The sequence below is a fragment of the Streptomyces sp. NPDC033136 genome, assembly GCF_055578235.1.
This window is the reverse complement of record NZ_JBVIPD010000004.1, coordinates 294,107-316,087: the sequence shown is the minus strand read 5'-3', so window position 1 is coordinate 316,087 and position 21,981 is coordinate 294,107. Positions and strand designations below refer to the sequence as shown.

General features: G+C 71.8%; 20 protein-coding genes and 2 pseudogenes. 8 read left to right on the top strand and 14 right to left on the bottom strand.

Annotation, left to right across the window (positions count from 1 at the left end; translation table 11 throughout):
- Nucleotides 1-73: 73 nt before the first annotated feature.
- Genes ACZ5TL_RS09685 through ACZ5TL_RS09670 form a run of 4 tightly spaced genes read right to left on the bottom strand, consistent with a single transcriptional unit; the run spans nt 74 to nt 5,052 of the window.
- Complete coding sequence (locus tag ACZ5TL_RS09685; RefSeq protein WP_468588837.1) at nt 74-1,408, bottom strand: AAA domain-containing protein; 1,335 nt, start codon at nt 1,406-1,408, stop codon at nt 74-76.
- Entirely contained in the window at nt 1,405-2,997 is a 1,593-nt protein-coding gene (locus ACZ5TL_RS09680; RefSeq protein ID WP_468588836.1) for a hypothetical protein, read from the bottom strand. Before ACZ5TL_RS09680 ends, ACZ5TL_RS09685 begins: the two co-directional genes overlap by 4 nt.
- Nucleotides 2,988-4,148 carry a hypothetical protein gene (locus tag ACZ5TL_RS09675; RefSeq protein WP_468588835.1) on the bottom strand — a complete coding sequence of 387 codons (1,161 nt, stop codon included), beginning with the start codon at nt 4,146-4,148 and terminating at the stop codon, nt 2,988-2,990. Before ACZ5TL_RS09675 ends, ACZ5TL_RS09680 begins: the two co-directional genes overlap by 10 nt.
- Nucleotides 4,060-5,052, bottom strand: coding sequence for a phosphatase PAP2 family protein (locus tag ACZ5TL_RS09670; RefSeq protein WP_468588834.1), 993 nt, complete (start codon nt 5,050-5,052; stop codon nt 4,060-4,062). Before ACZ5TL_RS09670 ends, ACZ5TL_RS09675 begins: the two co-directional genes overlap by 89 nt.
- Nucleotides 5,053-5,240: 188 nt before the next feature.
- On the opposite strand from ACZ5TL_RS09670, the gene ACZ5TL_RS09665 reads away from it, so the two are divergent.
- Nucleotides 5,241-5,834 carry a histidine phosphatase family protein gene (locus ACZ5TL_RS09665; protein ID WP_468588833.1) on the top strand — a complete coding sequence of 198 codons (594 nt, stop codon included), beginning with the start codon at nt 5,241-5,243 and terminating at the stop codon, nt 5,832-5,834.
- A 107-nt stretch (nt 5,835-5,941) separates the two neighbouring features.
- On the opposite strand, the gene ACZ5TL_RS09660 is transcribed toward ACZ5TL_RS09665, so the two are convergent.
- Entirely contained in the window at nt 5,942-7,402 is a 1,461-nt protein-coding gene (locus tag ACZ5TL_RS09660) for a hypothetical protein (protein ID WP_468588832.1), read from the bottom strand.
- A 300-nt stretch (nt 7,403-7,702) separates the two neighbouring features.
- Between ACZ5TL_RS09660 and ACZ5TL_RS09655 the strand changes: the two genes are divergently transcribed.
- The 7 genes and pseudogenes from ACZ5TL_RS09655 to ACZ5TL_RS09625 all read left to right on the top strand — a co-directional run bounded on the left by ACZ5TL_RS09655 (nt 7,703) and on the right by ACZ5TL_RS09625 (nt 13,123).
- Nucleotides 7,703-8,098, top strand: a complete 396-nt coding sequence (locus tag ACZ5TL_RS09655) for a hypothetical protein (RefSeq protein WP_468588831.1) — start codon at nt 7,703-7,705, stop codon at nt 8,096-8,098.
- A 166-nt stretch (nt 8,099-8,264) separates the two neighbouring features.
- Nucleotides 8,265-9,134 (top strand): spermidine synthase, encoded by an 870-nt coding sequence (locus tag ACZ5TL_RS09650; protein ID WP_468588830.1) that lies wholly within the window; start codon nt 8,265-8,267, stop codon nt 9,132-9,134.
- Nucleotides 9,135-9,236: 102 nt separating this feature from the next.
- Nucleotides 9,237-9,470: pseudogene (locus ACZ5TL_RS09645) on the top strand (HAMP domain-containing protein); the annotation flags it as partial.
- A 204-nt stretch (nt 9,471-9,674) separates the two neighbouring features.
- A complete protein-coding gene (locus tag ACZ5TL_RS09640) occupies nt 9,675-10,988 on the top strand; it encodes an ABC transporter substrate-binding protein (protein WP_468588829.1) in 1,314 nt (437 codons plus the stop codon).
- Nucleotides 10,989-11,023: 35 nt separating this feature from the next.
- The gene (locus ACZ5TL_RS09635) at nt 11,024-12,007 is read left to right on the top strand and encodes a carbohydrate ABC transporter permease (protein WP_468588828.1); all 984 of its coding nucleotides are present in this window, start codon (nt 11,024-11,026) and stop codon (nt 12,005-12,007) included.
- On the top strand, nt 12,004-12,945 hold the full coding sequence (locus tag ACZ5TL_RS09630) for a carbohydrate ABC transporter permease (protein ID WP_468588827.1): 942 nt from the start codon (nt 12,004-12,006) through the stop codon (nt 12,943-12,945). The genes ACZ5TL_RS09635 and ACZ5TL_RS09630 overlap by 4 nt, the downstream gene beginning before the upstream one ends.
- Before the next feature lie 34 nt (nt 12,946-12,979).
- Nucleotides 12,980-13,123: a hypothetical protein gene (locus tag ACZ5TL_RS09625; protein WP_468588826.1), complete on the top strand. Its 144-nt coding sequence runs from the start codon at nt 12,980-12,982 to the stop codon at nt 13,121-13,123.
- A gap of 55 nt (nt 13,124-13,178) precedes the next feature.
- Here the strand turns inward: ACZ5TL_RS09625 and ACZ5TL_RS09620 are convergent, their stop codons facing one another.
- The 9 genes and pseudogenes from ACZ5TL_RS09620 to ACZ5TL_RS09580 all read right to left on the bottom strand — a co-directional run.
- Nucleotides 13,179-13,955: a hypothetical protein gene (locus ACZ5TL_RS09620; protein WP_468588825.1), complete on the bottom strand. Its 777-nt coding sequence runs from the start codon at nt 13,953-13,955 to the stop codon at nt 13,179-13,181.
- A gap of 18 nt (nt 13,956-13,973) precedes the next feature.
- Nucleotides 13,974-14,876, bottom strand: a complete 903-nt coding sequence (locus ACZ5TL_RS09615) for a gluconeogenesis factor YvcK family protein (RefSeq protein WP_468588824.1) — start codon at nt 14,874-14,876, stop codon at nt 13,974-13,976.
- Nucleotides 14,873-15,751, bottom strand: a complete 879-nt coding sequence (gene rapZ, locus ACZ5TL_RS09610) for an RNase adapter RapZ (protein WP_468588823.1) — start codon at nt 15,749-15,751, stop codon at nt 14,873-14,875. The genes ACZ5TL_RS09615 and rapZ overlap by 4 nt, the downstream gene beginning before the upstream one ends.
- 2 nt (nt 15,752-15,753) lie before the next feature.
- Nucleotides 15,754-16,953, bottom strand: a complete 1,200-nt coding sequence (locus ACZ5TL_RS09605; RefSeq protein ID WP_468588822.1) for a glycosyltransferase family 2 protein — start codon at nt 16,951-16,953, stop codon at nt 15,754-15,756.
- A 22-nt stretch (nt 16,954-16,975) separates the two neighbouring features.
- Nucleotides 16,976-18,202 carry an MFS transporter gene (locus tag ACZ5TL_RS09600; RefSeq protein ID WP_468588821.1) on the bottom strand — a complete coding sequence of 409 codons (1,227 nt, stop codon included), beginning with the start codon at nt 18,200-18,202 and terminating at the stop codon, nt 16,976-16,978.
- Entirely contained in the window at nt 18,199-20,151 is a 1,953-nt protein-coding gene (locus tag ACZ5TL_RS09595; RefSeq protein WP_468588820.1) for a thiamine pyrophosphate-binding protein, read from the bottom strand. The genes ACZ5TL_RS09600 and ACZ5TL_RS09595 overlap by 4 nt, the downstream gene beginning before the upstream one ends.
- The gene (locus ACZ5TL_RS09590) at nt 20,148-21,041 is read right to left on the bottom strand and encodes a UTP--glucose-1-phosphate uridylyltransferase (RefSeq protein ID WP_468588819.1); all 894 of its coding nucleotides are present in this window, start codon (nt 21,039-21,041) and stop codon (nt 20,148-20,150) included. The genes ACZ5TL_RS09595 and ACZ5TL_RS09590 overlap by 4 nt, the downstream gene beginning before the upstream one ends.
- A gap of 34 nt (nt 21,042-21,075) precedes the next feature.
- Nucleotides 21,076-21,675 carry an AfsR/SARP family transcriptional regulator gene (locus ACZ5TL_RS09585; protein WP_468589003.1) on the bottom strand — a complete coding sequence of 200 codons (600 nt, stop codon included), beginning with the start codon at nt 21,673-21,675 and terminating at the stop codon, nt 21,076-21,078.
- A pseudogene (locus ACZ5TL_RS09580) lies at nt 21,676-21,840 on the bottom strand (winged helix-turn-helix domain-containing protein); the annotation flags it as partial.
- Nucleotides 21,841-21,981 lie beyond the last annotated feature (141 nt).

Sequence of the window (21,981 nt, the reverse complement as noted above, 5' to 3'; positions counted from 1 at the left end):
TTCATCGGCCGCCTCCGGCGGCGTACCGGCCTCCGGCCGGCGGAGGCGGGGGGGAGGTTCTGTCCGGCGTGGGTCACGGTCGCCATACCACCCGGTGTTCGGCCAGGTGCGCGAGCACCGCGTGGTTCGCCTCCCAACCGTCAGGAAACTTCACCACCGTGCCCAGCTGCACCGGCTCGGTCGACGGATAGTCGTCCAGGAGGTCGGTCACCCCCGCGCGGCACACCACGATGCAGGCGTGCCGGTGGCGGGAGGCCAGGACGCAGAGGCGGCCCGTCTCCAGGTGGAAGGCCGTGGCGTCGGGGCGGCCGGAGAGGGGGTGCAGGACCACCGTGACGTCGTACTCCCGGCCCTGCAGCCGGTTCGCCGTGTCCACGACCACGTCGGTGACGCCGAGGTCGGCGAGGGCGGCCCGGACCGCCGCCGCCTGGTCCCGGTGGGCCGTGCCCACGGCGACCCGGTCGGCGGTCAGGGGGGAGGGGTCGGGGGAGCGCTCCGAGGTCGCCGCGCCACCGCGGTCCAGCAGACGCAGTACGACCGCCGCCACCGCCCGGACCGCCTCCGGGTCCGTACGCGGAGTGTGCCGGGCGGGCAGTTCCAGCAGGCCCCAGCCCGCGGCGGCCGCCTCGTCGATCACCCGGTCGGGGCCCGAGCCGTCCGACGGCACGGCGAAGGACAGGGAGCGGTCGCCGTGGCCGGTGCCGCTGCGGAACGGTGTGAAGGGGTAGAAGGCGTCCGACACCAGGGGCGCCGCGGACGCCGGGAGCCGCCAGGACACCGGCAGGCGGTGCTGGGGCAGGTCCGGGTTGTGCGCGAGCAGGGTCGTCACCGCCGAGGCCGACGGGTCGTAGGCGAGGCCCGCCCACTGCTCGCTGCCGACGATCGCGAACGGGTCCAGCTGTCCCGGGTCGCCCACGAACAGCGCCCGCTCGAACAGCCCGGCCACCGCGAGCAGCGCGTCCGAGCGCATCTGGTAGGCCTCGTCGACGATCGCGTGCCGCCACGGCTCGTCGACCTTCACATGGGCCCACTTCGCGGCGGTCGAGATCACCACGGCCAGCCCGGCGAGATCGGCCGCTTTCGCCGACTTGCGGACGTTCTCCAGGCCGTCGAGCGCCTTGTCGTACGGGTCGGCGTCGCTGCTGTGCAGCCGCCCCACCGGCAGCTCGGGGTTCTTCTCGGCGAGCCGCAGGACGAGGTCGTCGACCTGGGCGTTGGTCTGAGCGACCACCATCAGGGGGCGGCCGGCCTCGGCCAGTTCGAGGGCCGCGCGGACCACCAGCGTGGACTTGCCCGCGCCGGGCGGGGAGTCCACGACGACACCGCGCGCGGTGCCCCGCACCGTGTCGTGGAGGATCGCGTCCGTGGCCCGGCCCGCGGCGGCCGAGGGGTCGAACACCGTGGTCACAGCACATCCTCCTCGGTCACCGGGTCGGCGGCCTCCAGGGCCGCCTCACCGGGCGGCCCGCCGTGCGTCCACGGCGTCTGCTCCGGATCGGGCAGCTTCGCGCCGCCCCGCTGCTCGTGCTCGAAGAGCGTGAAGCAGACCCGGTCGCCCTTCTCCGGCACCGACCCCGGCTCGGGCTCCTTGCCGCGGCCCATCTTGTCGAGGATCCGCAGCACGACGCAGGCCCCGTCCTCCTCGGCCGCGACGAACTCCGCCGACTGCGGCTTCCCGCCCAGCGACCGGTACACCTTCGTCCGCTCCCCGAGATGCGGCCGGTCGTCCGTGCGGACCGTGACCAGGGGGCGCGGGCTGGGCCGCTTGCCGTCGCTGTACGCCATCACGACATCGGTGACCTCCCCCGCGAACGCCTCCCCGGACAGTCGCCGGCCCGCCATCACCAGCGGGTCGTCGAGGGCTTCCTGCGCCTCCAGCCGGGCCTGTTCGCGCTCGCGCGTGGCGAGCTTGTTCGCGGCGGTGACCGCGTCGTCGCGGCGCGGCTGCGGGGGCTCGCCGGCCAGGACCCGGTCGCGGTGGCCGGTGAACGACCAGCGGTCGCGGGTCCACCGCTCCCCGACATGTGCCCCCTCGGGCAGCCCCCGCAGCAGGTCGAGGCCCTGCCAGACCTTGTCCCAGGTGGGCAGGGTGCGGCTGAGCACCAGGTCCCGGATCTCCCGCTCGGCGGCGGCCAGCGCACCGAACCGGTCGTCGGCCTCCAGGCCGTCCTCGGCGGCGGCGAGCGCCGTGCGGGCCCGGTCGTAGCGCTCGACGGCTGGGGCGAGCAGCTTGTTGTCGAACGCCGGGTCGGTGGCCGGACCGGCCGGGGGGCACGTCAGCTGCCCCTGCTCGTCGCGCTCCAGCTCGGCCCGCAGCGCCGCCTCGGCGCCGGTGACGCCCTCGGGCGGGTCGATCCAGGCGAGCAGTGCCCCGAGGTGCTGGTCCTCCAGGGTGGACTGCCCGGTCGCCCAGTGCCGGCCCAGGACGTCGGTCATCGCCAGCAGCAGCGAGGAACCGGGCACCCGGGCCCGCTCCCCGAAGTGCGTCAGCCACCGCCCGAGCAGCGGCACCCGCGGCGGCGCCGGATACGGAGCCTCCGGCTCCTGCTCCGCCGTGCGCCGGAACCGCATGGAGCGCCCGAGGAGCCGCACCAGGTCGATGCCGGCCCGGCTCGGCACGATCAGCTGGGGCGCGTCCGCGCACAGATCCACCTCGACCTTGACCCGCTTGCCGGTCTCCGGGTCGGTCTCGGTGCGCTCGGCGGCCTCCACGACGTCGGCGTACGCGTCGACGTACGGCAGCAGCATGTCGGCCAGCTCGGCCAGGAACGTGAACCGCAGGTCGCGGTCGCGGGGCTGCGGGACGGCCAGCAGGCGCGGCGCGTCCCGGTCGGTGCCGACCAGCGCGCCGAGCGGGGCACCGGCCTCACCGGCGGTGACGAGCGGCACGAACACCAGCGGGTGGTCGCCGAGATGCCGGTGCCGGACGGTGGCGGCGGGCTGGGCGCGGCCGGTGCTGACGGCCTCGAGGCGGGCCAGGGTGGAGATCAGCGACACGCCGCCTCCAGTGCCTCGGCGCGCAGGGCGGCCGCGCGCCGCAGGGCCGCCACCGCCGGATCACCGGGATCGCCGGCCTCACCGCGGGCGGCCGCGAGGACGTCCTCCACGGTCGTCAGGCCGCCCAGCTCCGCCCGCACCGGGCGGCCGAGCGAGGTCACCGCGCCCGTCTCGCGTGACCGGCCCCGGCAGTGGAAGGCCAGCTCGCACGTGGACAGGCACTCGGGCGCGTAGGACGCCGGGACCGACTCCACGGCGGCCGTCAGTTCGCCGGCGGGCAGCTCGGGCGAGAAGCACGTGCCCTCGGGGAGCGCGTCGGCGATGTCCTCGATGCGGGTCAGCCGGGCCAGCTGGCGGGCCGTCACCGCCCGCTGCTTGCGGATGTCCACGGCGGACGCGGCCGCCATGTTGGAGAAGTCCCGGGGGCAGACGAGCAGAATCCGGTGCCGCACGCGCGGGGCCGGGTCCAGCCGGGCCGCGACCTCCTCCAGCGCCAGCACGTACACCGCTGCCTGCCGGGCCGCCGCGCCGACCTTCGCCGGGTCCGCCGACCCGTCCAGCAGCGGGAAGGACTTGATCTCCACGACCGTCCAGCTGCCGTCCGGGTGCACCACGACCGCGTCCGGCTCCAGGAACGCGGGGGAGCCCGCGACGTCCAGCGCGAGCATCGGGTGGTCGAGCAGCGTCCACTCGCCCGGGTGCGCGACGGCCTCCCGCAATTCCAGTTCCGTACGGGCCGTACGCCCCTGCGGGCCGGGCGCGGTGAGGTCCGGCACACGCGCGTCGGCGGGCGGCTCGGCCGAGCGGTCCAGCTTCTCGTGCACCAGCCGCAGCAGCTCCGCACCGCCGTCGGCCTTGACCCGCGCTTCGAACGCGTTGCCCCGCGTGAGCGCGAACTGCGACTGCCCGAAGGCCGGCGGCGAGCCCAGCGCGCTCGCCAGCGTCGCCTTGTTCACCCCGGCGCCGTCGAGGATCGCGCGCCGCGCACAACCGGGGTTGGCGGCCAGCGCCGCCAGAGCGCGCGCGTCCAGTGCCTTCGCGGGTACGTCGGGGCCGCGCAGCTCAGCGAGCCTTCCCCAAGCTCTCGACTGCGCTCGAGCAGGGGAGACCCCTATCCGCAGCGCCGTCCCCCGCGTCCTGGGGGGAGGCACTCGGCTCGGCTCCCGCTCCGAGCCGCGACTCGCGCTGCCGTGGAATTCGCTCACCCGCGGAAGTCTGGCATCCGGCACTGACAATCGAGGAACCCGCGACGGAAGAGTCCGCCGCGACCGGTGCGACGCGCGGCACGAACGGTGCCTTGACCCGGTCCGCGGTCCGCATCACGATCGGCGCCAGCAGCAGCCCGGCGGCCATCACGGCCGCGCCCGCGGCAGCGTCGAGGAAGTAGTGGTTGGCGGTGCCCATGACCACGATCGTCGTGATCAGGGGGTAGGCGACACCGGCCGCCTTCGCCAGGCGCGTACCGCCGTAGCGCCACAGCATCACTCCGCACCACAGGGCCCAGCCCACGTGCAGACTCGGCATCGCCGCGTACTGGTTGGTCATGCCCCCCATGCCGCGCGGTGCGCTCGCCGCGCCGCCCCACCAGCCGTAGGAGCTGTACTGGGCCATCGTGTCCACGAAGCCGTGGCTCGCGTCGAGGAGCCGGGGCGGGCACGTCGGCAGCAGGGTGAAGCCGATCAGGCCTATGAGGGTGGACGTCATCAGCCAGGTGCGGGCGGCGCGGTAGCGCACGGCCCTCGAACGGAACAGCCACACCAGGATCGCGGGAGTCACCAAATAGTGCAGCGAGGCGTACCAGAAGTCGGCGGGTATGCCTATCCAGGGTTCGCGCGTGAAGAGGCGGTTGAGCGGATGCTCGGCGTTGAGATACAGGGCCTTCTCGATGCGCAGGATCGCCAGGCCGTGGTCGACCGCAGTGGAGACGTCGCCCCGGGCGAGGAGCCGGCCCGCCGTGTAGCACGCGTAGACCAGAAGGATCAGAGGCAGCTCGGTCCACCAGCGCAGCCTGGCCGCGGGGGCCGCCTCGGTGCCCGGTGTCTCGGTGTGCGGCATCCGATCGCCCTCCCCCTTGGTCATCACGCGTAGCCCGGTCGGCCGTGCCACTTTACGGCGTGGGCGCGCGCCCCCGGGGGCGCCCTCCGGACCTCGAAGACGCAGAGATCGCCCCCCGGGTTGCCCGCGACCAGGGTGCGCGATGATGGAGGAGTTCCGCTCGCGTTTTTCATCCGGAAAGGTTCCCCATGGCCGCGCGCATCCTCCTGGCCCGCCACGGACAGACCGCGTGGTCCCTGTCCGGCAAGCACACGGGCCGGACCGACGTGCCGCTCCTGGAGGAAGGCCGGCGCGGCGCCAAGCTGCTCGGGGAACGCCTGCACCGGGCGCCGTACGACGGGCTGCCGGGCGTCGAGGTGCGCACCAGCCCGCTGGCACGCGCGCGTGAGACCTGCGAACTGGCCGGCTTCGGCGACCGCGCGCGTACCTGGGACGCGCTGCTGGAGTGGGACTACGGGGCGTACGAGGGCATGACCCCGGCGGACATCCAGGCCGCCCGGCCCGGCTGGCTGATCTGGCGCGACGGTGTCCCGGACGGCGAGACGCTCGCCGGCGTCACGGCCCGGGCGGACGAGGTGGTCTCCTGGGCGCGCTCCGAGGACCGGGACGTCCTGGTCTTCGCCCACGGGCACATCCTGCGGTCCATCGGGGCGCGCTGGCTGGGCCTGCCGATCGACTTCGCGGCGCGGATACGGCTGAACCCGACGTCGTTGTCGGTGCTGGGCTGGGCGTACGGGGAGCCGGCGATCGAGAGCTGGAACGACCTGGGACACCTGGCCTGAGATCCGGGGCAGGTTCGGGGCAGGCCCGGGGCAGTTCTGGATCAGACCTGGATCAGAGCTGGATCAGACCTGGACCAGGTCCGGGTCAGGCCTCGATCAGGTCCGGCTCATGCCATACGCGGCAGCGAGGCGTGCCTCTCCAGGAACGCCGACACCCCCGAAGCCCTCCGGTGCGGCAGCAGCACCCGCGCCGTGGCCGCCAGCATCGTCTGGACGCGCGACGACTGGACCTCCTCCAGCAGATCCAGCACCTTCATCCCCGCCACCGCCGCCTCGTCCGGCCGGCCGCCCCGCGCGAGGTCGTCCGCCAGCTCCGCGGTGTACAGCGCGATGTTGCGCGTGAAGTGCGGATCCTGCAGCTCCGCCGCCCGGCGCGCGTGCCGGGCCGCCCGGGGCCAGTCGCCGAGGGTGGACCAGCACTGCGCTTCCAGGCCCTCCAGTTCGGCCTCTCCGTAGAAGCTCATCCACTCGGGGTCGGTGTCCGAGAGGCCGCGTTCGAAGAGGGCCTGGGCCCGGGCCAGGGCCTGCTCGCAGCCGACGCGGTCGGCGAGGCCGGCCCAGCCGCCCGCCTCGCGCAGTGCGAGCAGCGACATCAGCCGGGCCGAGCCCACCGGCCGTGCGACGCGCTGTGCGGCCTGGGCGGCCCGGACCGCCTCGCGCGGCCGGCCCGCGTCGCGTGCGAGGAACGCCGTGTTGCAGAAGGCGTGCGCCTCCAGACCCGGGTCGCCCGTCATGCGGGCGGTCGCCAGGGCCTCGGCGTAGTGGGAGCGGGCGTCGTCGAAGCGCCCCGAGTCGTGGGCCAGCCAGCCCACGGAGATGGCCAGTTCACCGGCGCCCGAGTAGAGCCGGTCCGCCGTCGTCTGCCGGGTCGTGCCGGCGTCCAGCAGGGCGTAGGCCGCGCGCAGCGGGGCGGCGGCGCGGCGGTAGAGGCCGTCCGCCCCGTGCCGGTCGTCGAGCAGCCGGATCCGGATGACGGCTTCTTCCAGGGCGCCCGCGTCCCTCGCCCCGGCGCGGCGCACGGGGCGCTGAGCCGCCGCGGCGTCGCGGGCGAGGCCGACGGGCCCCAGCGAGGCGGCGGCCACCGTGGCGCCCCCGCCGGTCATGAACGCGCGACGTAGCACGTCGCTCTCCTCGTAGGTGTCGTGCGGGTGGTACGGGTCATGCGGGTCGTGCGGGTTCTGCGTTGCATACGGCTCGCACGCCCCACTGGTCTCACTGGTGGCGTTCGCCGGGTTCGTGGTGCGCGTCGGGGGTACGTCCTCGGTGTCGCGCGCCCGGCGTCCGCGTACCGACGAGCGCGGCGCGAACCCCAGGTCGGTGAGCGTGCGGCCTGGGAACATGTGCAGGAACACCCGTTCGTACGCGTAGTTGGGACACCGGATCTCGCCCGCTTCGACCCGGCCGATGTACCGCGCGTCACAGCTGACCTGCTCACCGATCTCCATTCCGGCCCGGCGGATCACCGCGGCGAACTCGGTCGGCGAGCGCTGTCCGCGCAGGTGCCGGAAGACGAGGTTCGGCCGTGGTGGCCGGTGGGGCTGAGATGAGGTCACCGTTGACGACGCCATGGCCGGGTCCTCTCGTGCGAACCATCGAACCATGCCGGATTCAGGGTGGCTTGTCACGCGTTATCCGCATCGTCGGCCCTGGGTCCGGCGGGCAAGAACGTACCTGCTGTGTCGGAGCCCTCACGCTGGGTTTGACTACAAACCGGATATCTCATCCGTGATCTGCCATGAAGTGCCATCCTTTGTGGCTGACTTCCGCCGTAGCCGTTGACGGTCCGCCGCGTTGACACCGTGGACCGGGAGAAGGCCCCCGCCTCCCGACCGCTCGTCCAAGCAGGGGTTTTCGTGGTGGAGGCCGGGATGGATACCAGCCGGATCAGCGATCCTCGTACGCCGCCGTGTGCACGGGCGGCGGGCTGCGATGTCGTGACGGTGCCCGCACGGCAGGGACTGGAGGCGGTCGACATCCTGCGGCGCGGCCCCGGGGAAGCGGTGGGACCCGTCCTGCACGACGACGGCGGGGGCACGCTGGGCTTCCTGGTCCCGCCCGGGACGGCGGCGGCGTGGGACGTGCCGGGGAGCACGTGCACGGAGACCGGCGGACACGGACCGACCCTGGCGCCCGCGCCTCCGGTCGAGGGGTCGGACTGGCTGCTCCCGCCCGGCGAGGCGGACCTCGCGACGGACCCCGCGGTACTGCGCAAGGCCCTGGGCGAGGCGGCCCGGACGATCAAGGCGGCGGACAGCTGCCGCTGAGGCGCGGGGAACTCGGGGGAGGTGGAAGACCCGGGCGCCGGACGGGGCGGAGCCGGTTTCCCGTGGGACAGGCCACCCGCGCTGTGGCGCCGGGCCGGGTGGGGCCTCGCGGGCCGGGCGGTGGAGCGTACGCCCCGCTCAACAGGGCCACCCCGATAATGACCCCATGGGAAAGTCCAGGAGCGGCCGGCGCAGACAGGCCCGTGCGGAGGCCGTCGTCGAGAGCGTCGACGGCGGGCTCGCCGAGCTGATCCCCGACCGGGAGCGGGCCCGGGCCTGGACCCTGGTGATCGACGGAGCCCCGCAGTCGCACGTCGACCTGGACGACCCGTCGTACCTGTCCTTCGAGTACCAGCGCCGCCTCGGGCACGTCATCGACCTCGTCGCCCCGCCCGGCCGGCCCGTGCACGCCGTGCACCTCGGAGGTGGCGCCCTCACCCTCGCCCGCTACGTCGCCGCCACCCGGCCCCGCTCCACCCAGCAGGTCGTCGAGCGGGACGGCGCCCTCGTCCAACTGGTCCGCCGCGAACTGCCGCTGGATCCCAACGCGCGCGTGCGGGTACGGTCCGTCGACGCCCGTGAGGGACTGGCCAAGGTGCCGGACGGCTGGGCCGACCTCGTGGTCACCGATGTGTTCAGCGGAGCCCGGACACCGGCCCACCTGACCTCGACCGAGTTCCTCGACGACGTCCGCAGGGCCCTGGGGCCGGGCGGTGTCCACGCCGCCAACCTCGCCGACGGGCCGCCGCTCGCCCACCTGCGAGGCCAGATCGCCACCGCCGCTGCCCGTTTCGGGCACCTCGCGCTGATCGCCGACCCGACGGTGCTGCGCGGCAAACGCTTCGGCAACGCCGTCCTGGTCGCCTCCGACCACCCGCTGCCCGTCGCGGAACTGACCCGCCGCGCCGCTTCCGACCCGCACCCCGGCCGGGTCGCGCACGGCAGGACGCTGACGGACTTCACCGGCGGGGCCGCCCCCGTCACGGACCTCGCGGCGGTGGCCTCACCGGCGCCACCCGCGTCGGTGTTCAGGTAGCCCGAGCGGCCCGCACGAACCCCGGGCCGAGGGTGCCGTCGACCCCACGTCGACCCCACGTCGACCCCACGTCGCCACGTCGACCCCGTACGGTACTCAGTGGTCCTCGGCTCGGTCGCGGTCGCCGACCGGCTGGGCGTCCGGATGGTCCGGCCCGCGCAGCGCCTGGTCGAGGGGGCGCGTGAACTGGGGGAGGGCAAGCTGGGCGCCCGCGTGCCCGAGGAGGGCCCGACCGAACTGCGGCTGGCGGCGGTCGCGTTCAACTCGATGGCCGACCAGGTCGTCCAGCTCCTGGCGAACGAGCGGGAGCTGGCGGCCGATCTGTCCTCCGCTCTCGTCGGCCGGTCCTCACCTCCTCCCGGGAGCCTCCACGCTCACGTATCGGTCACGTTTCGACAAACGGAGGTGACGGCCCTTGACGCATGACCGGACATACGGCTGTTATGGCGCCACCGTGTTCGGTCAAGTTGATTTCTGGTCGATTTGGACCGGGTTTCATGCCGCACCCTCGTGGCCGAACCCTGCCCCCAGGAGCCGTTCATGCGCGACCTCTCCCCCTCAGGCCTCTCCCTCCCCGCTCCCAGCCGCCGCACTCTCCTGCGCGGCATGGGCGGCGCGACCCTCCTCGGCGCCGGCATACCCCTGCTGAGCGCCTGCGGCGGCAGTGGCACGGCCGCCGACCCGAAGACGGTCAGCCTCGGGTCCAACTCCTCGGACGCGGTGCCGAAGAAGGCGTTCGCCGAGATCTACGCCGCCTTCACCAAGAAGTCCGGCATCAAGGTCGACGTGAACACCAAGGACCACAACACGTTCCAGGAGCAGATCAACTCCTATCTGCAGGGCACGCCCGACGACGTGTTCACCTGGTTCGCCGGCTACCGCATGCAGTTCTTCGCGTCGAAGAAGCTCGCCACCCCGATCGACGACGTGTGGCAGAAGATCGGCGGGAACTTCCCGGAGGCGATGAAGAAGCTCAGCAAGGGCGAGGACGGCAAGTATTACTTCGTGCCGCTGTACACGTACCCGTGGGCGGTCTTCTACCGCAAGAGCGTCTTCGCCCAGCACGGCTACGAGGTCCCCACCACCTGGGACGACCTCGTCGCCCTGTGCAAGCGGATGCAGAAGGACGGACTGGTCCCGATCGCCTTCGGCGACAAGGACGCCTGGCCCGCGATGGGCACCTTCGACCAGATCAACTTCCGCACCAACGGCTACGACTTCCACGTCGAGCTGATGGCGGGCAAGGCCTCCTGGACCGATGCCAAGGTGCGCAAGGTCTTCGACCACTGGACGGAGATCCTGCCGTACCACCAGGAGGGCGCGGTGGGCCGCACCTGGCAGGACGCGGCGCAGACGCTGGTGGCGAAGAAGGCGGGCATGTACCTGCTGGGCACCTTCGTCGGCCAGCAGTTCACGAACAAGGCCGACCTGGACGACCTTGACTTCTTCGCCTTCCCGGAGATCGACCCGCAGTTCGGCCAGGACACCGTCGAGGCGCCGACCGACGGCTTCATGCTCTCCAAGGCCCCGAAGAACAAGGCGGGCGCCGCCGAGCTGCTGGAGTTCCTGGGCACCCCGGAAGCCGAGCAGATCTACCTGAAGTCCGACCCGAACGTGGTGGCCGCCTCCACCAAGGCCGACACCTCCTCGTACACACCGCTGCAGAAGAAGGCGTACGAGATGATCTCCGGCGCGAAGAGCCTGACGCAGTTCATGGACCGCGACTCCCGCCCGGACTTCACCTCCACGGTGATGCAGCCCGCGCTCCAGAACTTCGTCCGCGACCCCAAGAACGTCGACAGCGTCCTCTCGTCGATCGAGCGCCAGAAAAAGACGATCTTCGCCTCCTCCTGACAGCGGAAACGGAGACCGGACGACTCGGATCTGACATGACTGCCACCCCCGTACAGGCTCCGGAGCCGGCCGATGCGCCGGCTCCGGGGCCCGCCCCCGTGCCCGAGCCCGCCGAGGCGCCCCACGGGCACCGGCGCCTCCTCACCCGCCGCGACCGCATCACGCTCGGCCTGATGGCGGGCCTGCCGACGGTCCTGCACGTCGCCCTGGTGTGGCTGACGGCGCTGGCCTCCATCGCGCTGGCCTTCACCACCTGGGACGGCATCGGCTTCGGCGCCATCCAGTGGGTCGGCCTGCAGAACTTCAAGGAACTGTTCACCACCAACCCGCAGTTCTGGCCCGCCGTCGAGCACAACGTGATCTGGTTCGTGGTGCTCATCGTGCTGCCCACGCCCTTCGGCCTGTTCCTCGCCGTGCAGCTGGACAAGAGGATCCGCTTCAGCCGCGTCTACCAGACCGCGTTCTTCCTGCCGGTCGTGATGTCCCTGGCGGTCATCGGCTTCGTCTGGCAGCTGGTCTACAACCCCGACACGGGCCTGATCAACAGCATCATCGGCGCCAACAAGCCCGGCCACTACATCGACTGGATCGGCGACCCGGACCTCAACCTGTGGGCCGTGCTCATCGCCGCGTCCTGGCGGCACACCGGCTACATGATGATCCTCTACCTGGCCGGCCTGAAGGGCGTCGATCCCGCCCTGCGCGAGGCCTCCGCCCTGGACGGCGCCGGCGAGTGGCAGACGTTCAAGAACGTCGTCTTCCCGACGCTGCGCCCGACCAACACCGTCGTCCTGGTCGTCACGATCATCGAGGCCCTGCGCGCCTTCGACCTGGTCTTCGTCTTCAACAAGGGCGCCCAGGGCACCGAGCTGCTGTCGATCCTGGTGACCAACAACATCATCGGCGAGTCCAGCCGCATCGGCTACGGCTCCGCGATCGCCGTCGTCCTGCTGGTGATCTCGCTCGCGGTGATCATCCCCTATCTGATCGCCACCTTCCGGAAGGAGCGGCGCGCATGAGCTCCCACCCGTCGCCCACCACCACCCTGAACGTGGCGCTCCGCACCGCCCCTTTGAACTCTGGCGCCCCGCGCAAGCAGCGCACCCCGATCCGGCCCGCCCGGATTCTGCTGCACACCTTCCTCGTCGTCACGGCACTGGCCTGGCTGGCGCCCCTGCTGTGGGCGCTGCTCGCGGCGATGCGGCCGTACGCGGAGACCAGCGAGAAGGGCTACGTCTCCTGGCCCGACAAGCTGACCTTCGACAACTTCACAGACGCCTTCCAGCAGTCGGACATGCTGCACTACTTCGGCACCACGCTGCTGGTCGCGGTCCCGGCCGTGCTGCTGACGCTGCTGCTGTCGTCGATGGTCGCCTTCTACGTCAGCCGCTTCGACTTCCGCCTCAACCTGGCGCTGCTGCTGGTCTTCACGGCGGGCAACCTGCTGCCCCAGCAGGTCATCATCACCCCGCTGTACCGGCTGTACCTGCTGATCGACCTGCCCGGCATCACCATGAGCGGCAAGCTCTACGACTCCGCGCTCGGCCTGGTGCTGATCCACGTGGCGTTCCAGTCCGGCTTCTGCGCGTTCGTGCTGAGCAACTACATGCGCTCCCTGCCGCACGAGCTGACCGAGGCCGCCCTCGTCGACGGTGCCTCCGTCTGGCGGCTGTACTGGCAGATCGTGCTGCCCCTGTGCAAGCCGGCGATGGCCGCCCTCGCCACCCTGCTGTCCATCTGGATCTACAACGACTTCTTCTGGGCCATCGTCCTCATCTCCACCGGCGAGAACATGCCGATCACCTCGGCGCTGAACAACCTCTCCGGCCAGTACTTCACCGACCCCAACCTGGTCGCCGCCGGCGCGCTGCTCACCGCGATCCCGACGCTGATCGTGTACTTCGCGCTCCAGCGCCAGTTCGTCAGCGGCCTGACCCTGGGCGCCAACAAGGGCTGACCGTTCCTCATCAGCCTCGGGCAGTCTCTAACCGGTGTCGTTCTGGGTCGGAAAGCTCCAGGCCTGGCGGCTCGACTGGGCCTTCTCCGCCACGGGGGCCAAGGCCCACCGCTACCGGCTGACGGATCCGGAAGGGTTGTCGTCGCACCGGGCCCAGGAGTTCTTCCTGTCCGTCTGAGCCCGGACGCCGATCCGCGCGCCGGCCGGCGCGCGGATCACCTCACCCGGTCACCTCACTTGGTGAGCCCCCGGCTCTCCAACAGCCGTTCGAAGCACTTGAGCTTCACGTCCTCGTCCTGCGTGCCGTGCATGGAACCCGGCTGGTTGCGCAGGTCGCTGTGGCGGACCCGCAGTGGCCACCACTGCGGGTAGGCGATCCTGCGGTCGCCGGAGGTCCCGACGTGGCTCGCCAGGTTCTCCCACTGGTACTCGAAGCCCGCGTGGCTGACGAAGGTGTCCCGGTGGAAGGCGCCGAGCCGCCGCGCGACGGGGGCGAAGCGGGCGGTGTCGTAGGCGATGAGCTGGTCCACCACCCGGTTGACGGAGCGGACCCCCGGCTCGATCTCCGGCCCGACGTCCTCGAGCGGCCAGTCCCACTCCTCGTGGTCGTCCACCTTGCTGATGAGGGCCACCTCGGGATTCCGCTCGAAGATCCGCGCGGTGGCGTCGAGGACGTCGAAGTCCTCGTCGGTCTTGTGGATGAACGTGTCGTCGGTGAACGTGATCAGGTACGGACTGGTGGTCGTGAAGTGGTTGCCGTGGAAGTTGTTCGACGGCGCGCCGGAGAAGGAGTTGCGGTCGGTACGCCGCCACCGCAGCTCGTCCACGCCGAGATCGGTCAGCCGGGGCAGCAGCCGGGTGACGACATCCTCGGACGCGCGTTCCGCCACCAGGACCACCTCGAAGTCGTGGCGGGTGGGGTAGGTGAGGGAACGGATCGCCAGCGGCAGTGTCTTGTCGAGGAGCCGTTCGGTGTTGTGGAAGGCGCAGACCAGGGTGAAGAAAGCCATGACGGATACCTCCGGGAGCTACGCGAGGACCGCCGCGAGCGCGGCGGCCAGCTTGGCGCTGTCGTGAGCGGTGCCGTGTGACGGGTCGGAGCGGGCGAGGTCGGCGCTGACGACCGGGACGCCGACGTACCCGGTCGGTAGCGGACCGCCCTCGTGCACCAGCACCAGGTCGGGTTCGACACCGTGGGCGCGCAGCGCCTCGACATGCGCGGCGACGTCGTATCCCTGGGTCTCGGCCACCTCGGGCTCCAGGTTGCAGACGTAGACGCGCTGGGCGCGGGTCGAGGCGAGGGCGGCGTGGAGATCGTCGACCAGGGCGGCCGCGAGGATGGACGTGTACACCGAGCCGGGGCCCAGCACCACCTGGTCCGCCGCGTGGATCGCCTGGGCCAGGCCGTCCGGTGGTTTGACTCCGGGCGGGACGAGTTCGACGCGGAGAATACCCGCCGTCTTCGATATGGCGTACTGCCCGCTCACCCGGGTGCCGTCGGACGTGACGGCACTCAGGTCGACCGGTTCCACCGTCGCCGGGACCACCCGGCCGCGCTCCGGGTCCAGGCCCAGCAGCGCCGCGGTGCTGTCGGTCGCGGTCAGGAAGTCGCCCGTGATGGCGGTGAGCCCGGCCAGCAGCAGGTTGCCGAGCGCATGACCCTCCACGTCGGTGCCGCCGAACCGGTACTCCAGGGCCTGGCCGAGCGGTTCCTCCTCGGCGCCCGCGAGCGCCGCCAGACAGCGCCGCAGGTCGCCGGGGGCGGGGATGCTTAAGGCGCTGCGCAGCCGTCCGGTGGAGCCGCTGTCGTCCGCGGTGGCGACGATGGCGGTGGTGTGGGCGGCGTACCGGCGGGCGGCCCGGAGCGTGGCGGTCAGCCCGCGTCCGCCGCCCATGGCCACGACGCGGGGGCGCCTTGATCGGGCGCTCACTTGTGGACGTCCCGGTGGAGGACGCCGGGGGTGAAGCCCAGCCGCCGCAGGACGGCCGCCAGTTGTTCGGCCATGGCCACCGAGCGGTGCTGGCCGCCGGTGCAGCCCAGCGCGATGGTCAGGTACGCCCGCCCCTCGTCGGTGTAGGCGGGCAGCAGCCGGCCGAGCATCCGCTCGGCGTCCTGGAGGAACGGCTGCGCGATGGGCTGGGCGAGGACGTACTCGCTGACCCGCGGATCGAGACCGGTCAGCTCGCGCAGCTCCTCGACCCAGTGCGGGTTGGGCAGGAACCGGCAGTCGAAGACGAGGTCGGCGTCGAGCGGCAGGCCGTGCTTGTAGCCGAAGGACAGCAGCGTCATCTGCACGTGCTTCGCGGTCCGCGCGTCCGCGAAGCACGTGCCGAGTCTGCGGCGCAGCTCGTGGCGGTTGAGCGTGCTGGTGTCGAGCACCACGTCGGCCTCGTTGCGCACGGGCGCGAGCAGTTCGCGTTCCTGGTCGATGGCGGCGACCAGGCGCTGTTTGTCGCCATCGGCCAGGGGGTGGCGGCGACGGGTGTGGTCGTAGCGCCGTACGAGGACGTCGGTGGCCGCCTCCAGGAACAGCACCCGCACGTGCGCCCCCGAGGAGCGCAGCCAGGACAGCATGGGCAGGACGTCGTCCTGGTAGGGCGCGGTGCCGACGGCCAGGGCCACCCGGGCGATGGACGACTTCGGGGCGTGGGCCAGTTCGACCACCTTGGGCACCAGTTTGGGCGGCAGGTTGTCGATGGTGAACCAGCCGAGGTCCTCCAGGTGGTCGGCCGCCAGGCTCCGTCCGGCCCCGGACAGACCGGTGATGACGACGAACTCGCTCTCGGCTCCGGGAAGAAGTGCCATGGTCAGCTTCCGGAGGGTTCGGCGGCGAAGCGGTCCAGCTGCCCGATGGGCTCCTCGGGACGCCAGCTGAGCGCCGGGATGTGGGCGTTGACGAGTTCGCCGTCCTCGCGAAGGAGCGACGCCGGGGGGTGCTGCATGTGGAGCATCCAGTCGTCGTGGTTGAAGAAGGGGGCGGCGATGTCGAAGCGGTAGGCGAAGTCGTTGTCCTCGCCACCCCACCCCTGGTACCGCTCGTCCATGCCGCCGACCCGGTGGAAGATCCCGGTGCGCACCCACAGGCAGCAGCCGGGCGGGCGGCGCAGCTGGAAGGCGCGCAGGTGGTCGGGGTCGGCCGCGGCGCCGCGGCGCTGGACCCGCTCGCGGATGGCCCAGGCGGTGGTGGGGCCGTCGAGGCAGCTCATCTTCCGGTACGTCAGGTGGCCGCCGACGCCTGGTGACCGGAAGCGTTCGGCGTTGCGGGCGACGAAGTCCCGGTCGGCGAGGACGTCGGCGTCGAGGATGCACAGCACCTCGTTGCGGCCGGGAGTGTTCACCACACCCGCGTTGACCGCCCACGACTTGTTGAACATGCCGGCCTTGGGGGCGAACAGGTAGTGGTCGGTGAAGGGTGTGATCGCCTCGCGATTGCGCGGGGAGTCGTCGGACTCGACCACGGTGACCTGGTACCGCTCGCGCGGGTAGGACTGGTCGCGCAGAGCGAGCAGGCAGGCCAGCAGGTTGCGCAGCCGGGCGCCGCCGGTGTCACGGTCGCGGAACGGGACGACGATCAGCACCTCGGGGTCGGCTCCGGCGGGCAGCCCGGGCCCCGGCGGCAGGGCACGGAGTTCCTCGGCGGAGACCGGCTCGGCCTCGCGCGTGTGCAGCGCGCCGAGGTGGAAGCCGATGCGGGAGTTGCACTCCGTCTGCCAGGCGGTGTCGAACAGGGGAGCGGTGGACGGCAGGCCGGCCTGGTCGACGAGGGCGGCACGGAGTTCGTGGTAGTGGTCGGGCACGGCCGGGTCCTGGGCGAGGCGTTCGCCGAGAGAGCGGATCTCGGGGTTCTCGGCCTTCTTGACCGTGGCGACGACGGCTTCGGTCCACGGCCGGGCCATCTCCCAGTAGAAGAGGCCGGAGTGGCGGGCGTCGGGGTCCGAGGCGACGACGACGCTGTCGACGACGGCGGTGGCCAGGACTTCCGGATCGCCCGGACGGAGCTGTGTCACGGGAATTCCCTTCGGGTGGCGGTCAGGTGAGGGGGCCGGCGGTGCGAGCGGGCGGCAGGTCGGCCGCTGCCCGCTGACCGGACGTGACGAAGCGCAGGAGTACGGCGGCACCGAGCGCCAGCACGCTCACCGCGCCGAGCGCCGCGGGCAGTCCGGTCAGCTGCGCGAGGAATCCGATCAGGGGAGGCCCGGCCAGGAAGCCGGTGCCGGCGATGCTGGAGACGACGGTGATGGCCGGGCCGGTGGTCTGCCCGCCCATCCGGCCGGCCATCGAGAAGACCGCGGGCATCACGATGGACAGTCCCGCCCCCAGGGCCGCGAACCCGCAGACGGCCGCTACCGGATGCCCGGCCAGCAGCCCCGCGGCGAAGGCGCAGCCCGCGCATGTCACCGCCCATGTGACCACCCGTACGTCGCCCCAGCGGGCCAGGAACCGGTCGCCGAGGAAGCGCCCGGTGGCCATGGCGACGGAGTACGCGGAGTAGCCCAGGGCGGCGAACTGGGCGCTGGTGCCGAGGCTGTCGCGCAGATAGATGGCGCCCCAGTCGCCGACCGCGCCCTCACCCGCCATGCCGCACAGGCCGACGAAGCCCAGCAGCACCAGCGGCACTCTGTGCCCGGCCGGCAGCCTGGCCCAGCCCCCTTCGGCGCGCTTCGGGGCCAGATCGCTGCTCGCGGGCAGCAGCCAGGCAGATGCGGCCAGGGCGACGCAGCCCAGCACGGCGCCGACGAGCGCCAGGTGCACCAGCGGGGACAGCCCCCGGGCCTCGGCGGCCCCGCCGGCCAGCGAGCCGAGCAGCCCGCCGATGCTGTACACGCCGTGCAGGGACGACAGCACCGGACGGCCCAGGCGGTCCTGTACGGCGACGCCGTGAGCGTTCATCGCCACGTCCACGATGCCCATCGCCGCGCCGAAGCCGATGAGGGCGAGCCCGAGTGTGACGATGTCGCCGGCCAGCGCCGGGAGCATCACCGCCAGGCAGCTCAGCGTGATGCCGATCCGGGTGACGGGGCGGCTGCCGTACCGTGCGACGAGTTGTCCGGAGACCTGCTTGGACAGCAGTGCCCCGACGGCGAGGCCGAGCAACGCCAGCCCGAGGGGACCGGTGTCCGCGTTCACGTGGTCCTTGACGGTGGGGATGCGCAGCACCCAGTTGCCGAACAGGGCTCCGTTGACGAAGAACACCACGCTCAGGGCGATCCGGGCATGCCGCGGCCGCACCGCGGCGGACGCCGGTTCCTGCGTCACACCGCGCCTTCGGGGTTCGCCGGCGGCGTCTCCTCGAAGCCCTGGGTGATCCAGATGCCCTTCCACACCTCGGGGTCGGACGGCAGCACGATCTCGACCAGGCTGGGACCCTCCTCGGCCGCACTCTTCTCCAGTGCGGTCTCCAGCTGGGACACCGCCGCATCCACCGCCGCCCGATCGCCGCCGACGGGGACGACGACCTGCTGGGCGGGCACGCCGAGCGCATCGGCGACCTGGTGGTAGGCCATATGGGAGACGTTCGCGAGATACGCGCGGCCCGTTCCACCGTAGGAGGCGGCGGCCTGCTTCTTCAGCGAGACGGACTCACCGTTGTTGCACACGACGAACAGCACCCGGGCCTGTTCCTGCACGGCGGCCACCAGCCCCTGGAACGAGTTGGTGAACGCCTGGTCGCCCAGCGTGCACATCACCCGGGCGTCCCGCTCACCCGCGGCCAGGCCCGTCGCGTACGCCAGTCCGCCGCCGACGAACGCCCCGTGGTCGCCGAAGACCCTGAGCCCCGGGGGAAAGTCGTCGTAGTGCTCGGACAGCAGCCCGCCGAACATCTGGCTGTCGTCCACGAGCACCGGCCGCTCCCAGGCGGCGAGTGTCGCCGCGAGCGCACGGGCGACGGCGCGGCGTCCGTCCTCGACGGCGGCGGCGGCCCGCTCGGGACTCACCAGGTGCCCGGCTCGGGCCCCGGCCGGGCACCAGGGCTCGCGCGCCTGCTCCCCGGAGGCGCTCAGCCGGCCGGCCAGCTCCGTGAGGATCAGGGCCGGCTCGCCGACGACCAGCGGCTCGTCCGCGTGCAGGTACTCGTTCTTGAGGACCTTGGCGGGGTCGGTGTTGACGGCCGCCTTGCGACAGCCGGGCAGGGGGCCGACGACGCGTTCGTAGATGTTGCGGTCCTCCACCGTCACCAGGAGGTCGCACTCGGCGAGCAGGGCGCGGTGCTCCGTGCTGAAGGGGTTGAGCCAGCCGACGAAGTTCGTGACCTCCTCGTCGCGCAGCCGTTCGAAGAGCATCGGGCCCCGGCGGTACCGCAACTGAGCCACGGCCGCGCCGGTCAGGGCGCTCAGCCGGTCGAGCGCGGGGCGCAGCTCCGGGTCGTGCAGCGCGTAGTCGTCGACGAGGAACAACGGGCGTTCGGCCTGCCGCAGTTCGCCCAGCAGCGCGTCCAGAGCCGGCTGTCGCAGGTCGGTGGCCGGCGCGGCGGGGGGAGTCGTGAGCAGCGCGTCGAGCGGGATCCAGCGCTTCTCGGCGACGTCCTGAGGGATGCCTAAGAGGGCCGGCCGGTACGGCGGTGTGGTGCAGAAGGCCAGGGCCGCCCGGAGCCGTTCCACGAACCGCTCGGCCGCCGCGCGGCGTTCGCCGGGTTGCTCGGGCACCGCGGAGGCCTCCCAGGACCAGTCGGCGAACCGGCCGATACCGTCGAGCAGGCCGTGTTCGCCGTGCGGCGGCAGGAAGCGGGCGGACCCGCTGGAGGGCAGGCCGACGAGGAACAGGGTCCCCGCCTCGTTGCGCCGGGCGTCGGCCACGGCTCCGGCGGCGTTGGTGAGCCCGCGCGCCCCGTGCAGTACGGCCGCGCCTCGGCCCGGTGTCATCAGGGAGGCACCCGCCGCCATGAAGGCGGACTCCTTGTCCCCGCGTCCGTTGGCCAGGTGGATGCCTTCGCTGCGGTCCAGCGCGTCGCAGATCGCGAGTTCCGAGGTGCCGGCGTAGACGAAGACGTTGCGGACGCCACCGTCGGCCAGCAGCGCTGCCACGGCCTCCGCTCCGGTCAGCAGCGGTGGCTGCTCACCGTCGGCGTCGGCGGCCGGCGGTATGGGGGTCCTTGCTGCCTGGGTGTGGCCGGCGAGTACGCGCCGGGCCAGGACCAGGGGGTCGGTGGCGTGGGTGGAGTCGGGGAACCGGGGGTCCTGGGCGGAGCCGGAGGGCATCTTGTTCATGTCGATTCCTGGAAGTCGTGCGAGACGAATGCGGTCAGCCATGCCCGGAAACCCGGCCCGAGATCGTCGCGCTCGCAGGCCAGACGGACGATCGTGCGCAGGTAGTCGGCCCGGTCGCCGGTGTCGTAGCGGCGGCCGGTGAAGAGCACGCCGTGGACCGGCGCGTGGGCTGTGCGGCGGCGGGCCATGCTGTCCAGCGCGTCGGTGAGCTGGATCTCTCCGCCGTGTCCGGGCGGGCTGCCGCGGAGCTCGTCGAATATGCCGGGGTGGAGGACGAACCGGCCGATGACGGCGCAGGCACTGGGTGCCTCGCCCGGGCCGGGCTTTTCGACAAGGCCGGTGACGCGTACGACGTCGCCCTCGTCGGTGGGGGCGATGTCGGCGCATCCGTACAGGTGGATGTCGCGCGGGTCGACCTCCATGAGGCCCACGACGCTGCCACCGAATCGTTTCTGTACGGCGATCATGCGACCGAGGAGCGGATCACGGGGGTCGATGAGGTCGTCGCCGAGGAGGACGGCGAACGGTTCGTTCCCCACATGCGCTTCCGCGCACAGGATGGCGTGGCCGACTCCTTTGGGGGTGCCCTGGCGAATGTAGTGCAGTGCCATGGGCTCGCTGGGCTCGTGCACCTGGTCCGCGTTTGCTTCATTGCCTTTGCGGGCCAGGGCTTCTTCGATTTCGAGATTACGGTCGAAGTGGTCCTCCAGCTGCCTTTTGTTACGGCTGGTGACGACAAGGAGATTGGTGAGGCCGATGGCGACGGCTTCTTCCACCACATATTGGATGGCGGGCTTGTCGATGACCGGCAGCATTTCCTTGGGAAGAGCCTTGGTGGCCGGCAGGAAACGAGTTCCCAGACCTGCGGCCGGAATGACGGCCTTGGTCACGTGCGGGAGACTCTCTGATCCTTCCCAGGGGTATTCAGATCGATGCACTGGATTTCACGCCGCGGTGGTCGAATCGCTCCGGGCCGTGCGCCTGCGACGTGATGATCTGCTGTTGGAGGAGTGCCAGGCGCGCGGACGGTTCGAGGCCGAGTTCGCCCACGATCCGCTGCCGCAGGGAGTGGTATGCCTCCAGGGCCTCATTCCTGCGGCCGGCCTGGGAGAGGGCCACCATCAGCTGCCCGTGCAGGTTCTCGTGCAACGGGTGCCGGGCCGCCAGCTCGCGCAGTTCGCTCAGTACCTCCAGCGGGTTGCCGAGCTGGAGTTCGAGCGCGATGAGCTTCTCCGTGGCGTTCAGGCGGGACTCGTTGGCCCCTTCCGCCCACACCCGCAGGACAGGCCCGCAGCTGATGTCTGCCAGAGCCGGGCCTCGCCACAGGCTCAGCGCCGCGCGGTAGTGCAGCACGGCCTCCTCCGCCCGCTGGGTGCGCCGGGCCTCGTCCGCCTTCTCCAGCAGCCGGTGGTACCGGGCGATGTCGTAGCGCTCGGGGTCGACCCGGAGGAGGTAGCCGCCGGGCTGGGTGATCAGCAACCGCTCGGAGACGGCCTGCGGGGTGACCGCCAAGGCCTCGGTCATGGAGCGCCGTAATTGGCCGACGTAGGTGTGCAGGGTTGCCGCAGCACTGCGCGGGGGCCGGGCGCCCCACAGTTCACGGTAGAAATCCTCGGTGAGTATCAGCTGGTTTGCGCGGGCTGAAAGGAGAGCCAGTACCTGGCGTTGTTTTGGAGCCGTCGGGGTCATGTTCCGCTGTGCGGCAAGAAGGGCCAGGTCCCCCAGAGTGTTTACGGCGACTTCCATGAAGCACTCTCCCCGTTGCTGTTCGAAAACGAACGCAACAGAAGGTATCACGCAGTGACCTGAGGTGGCCAGATTTTCTTTTGA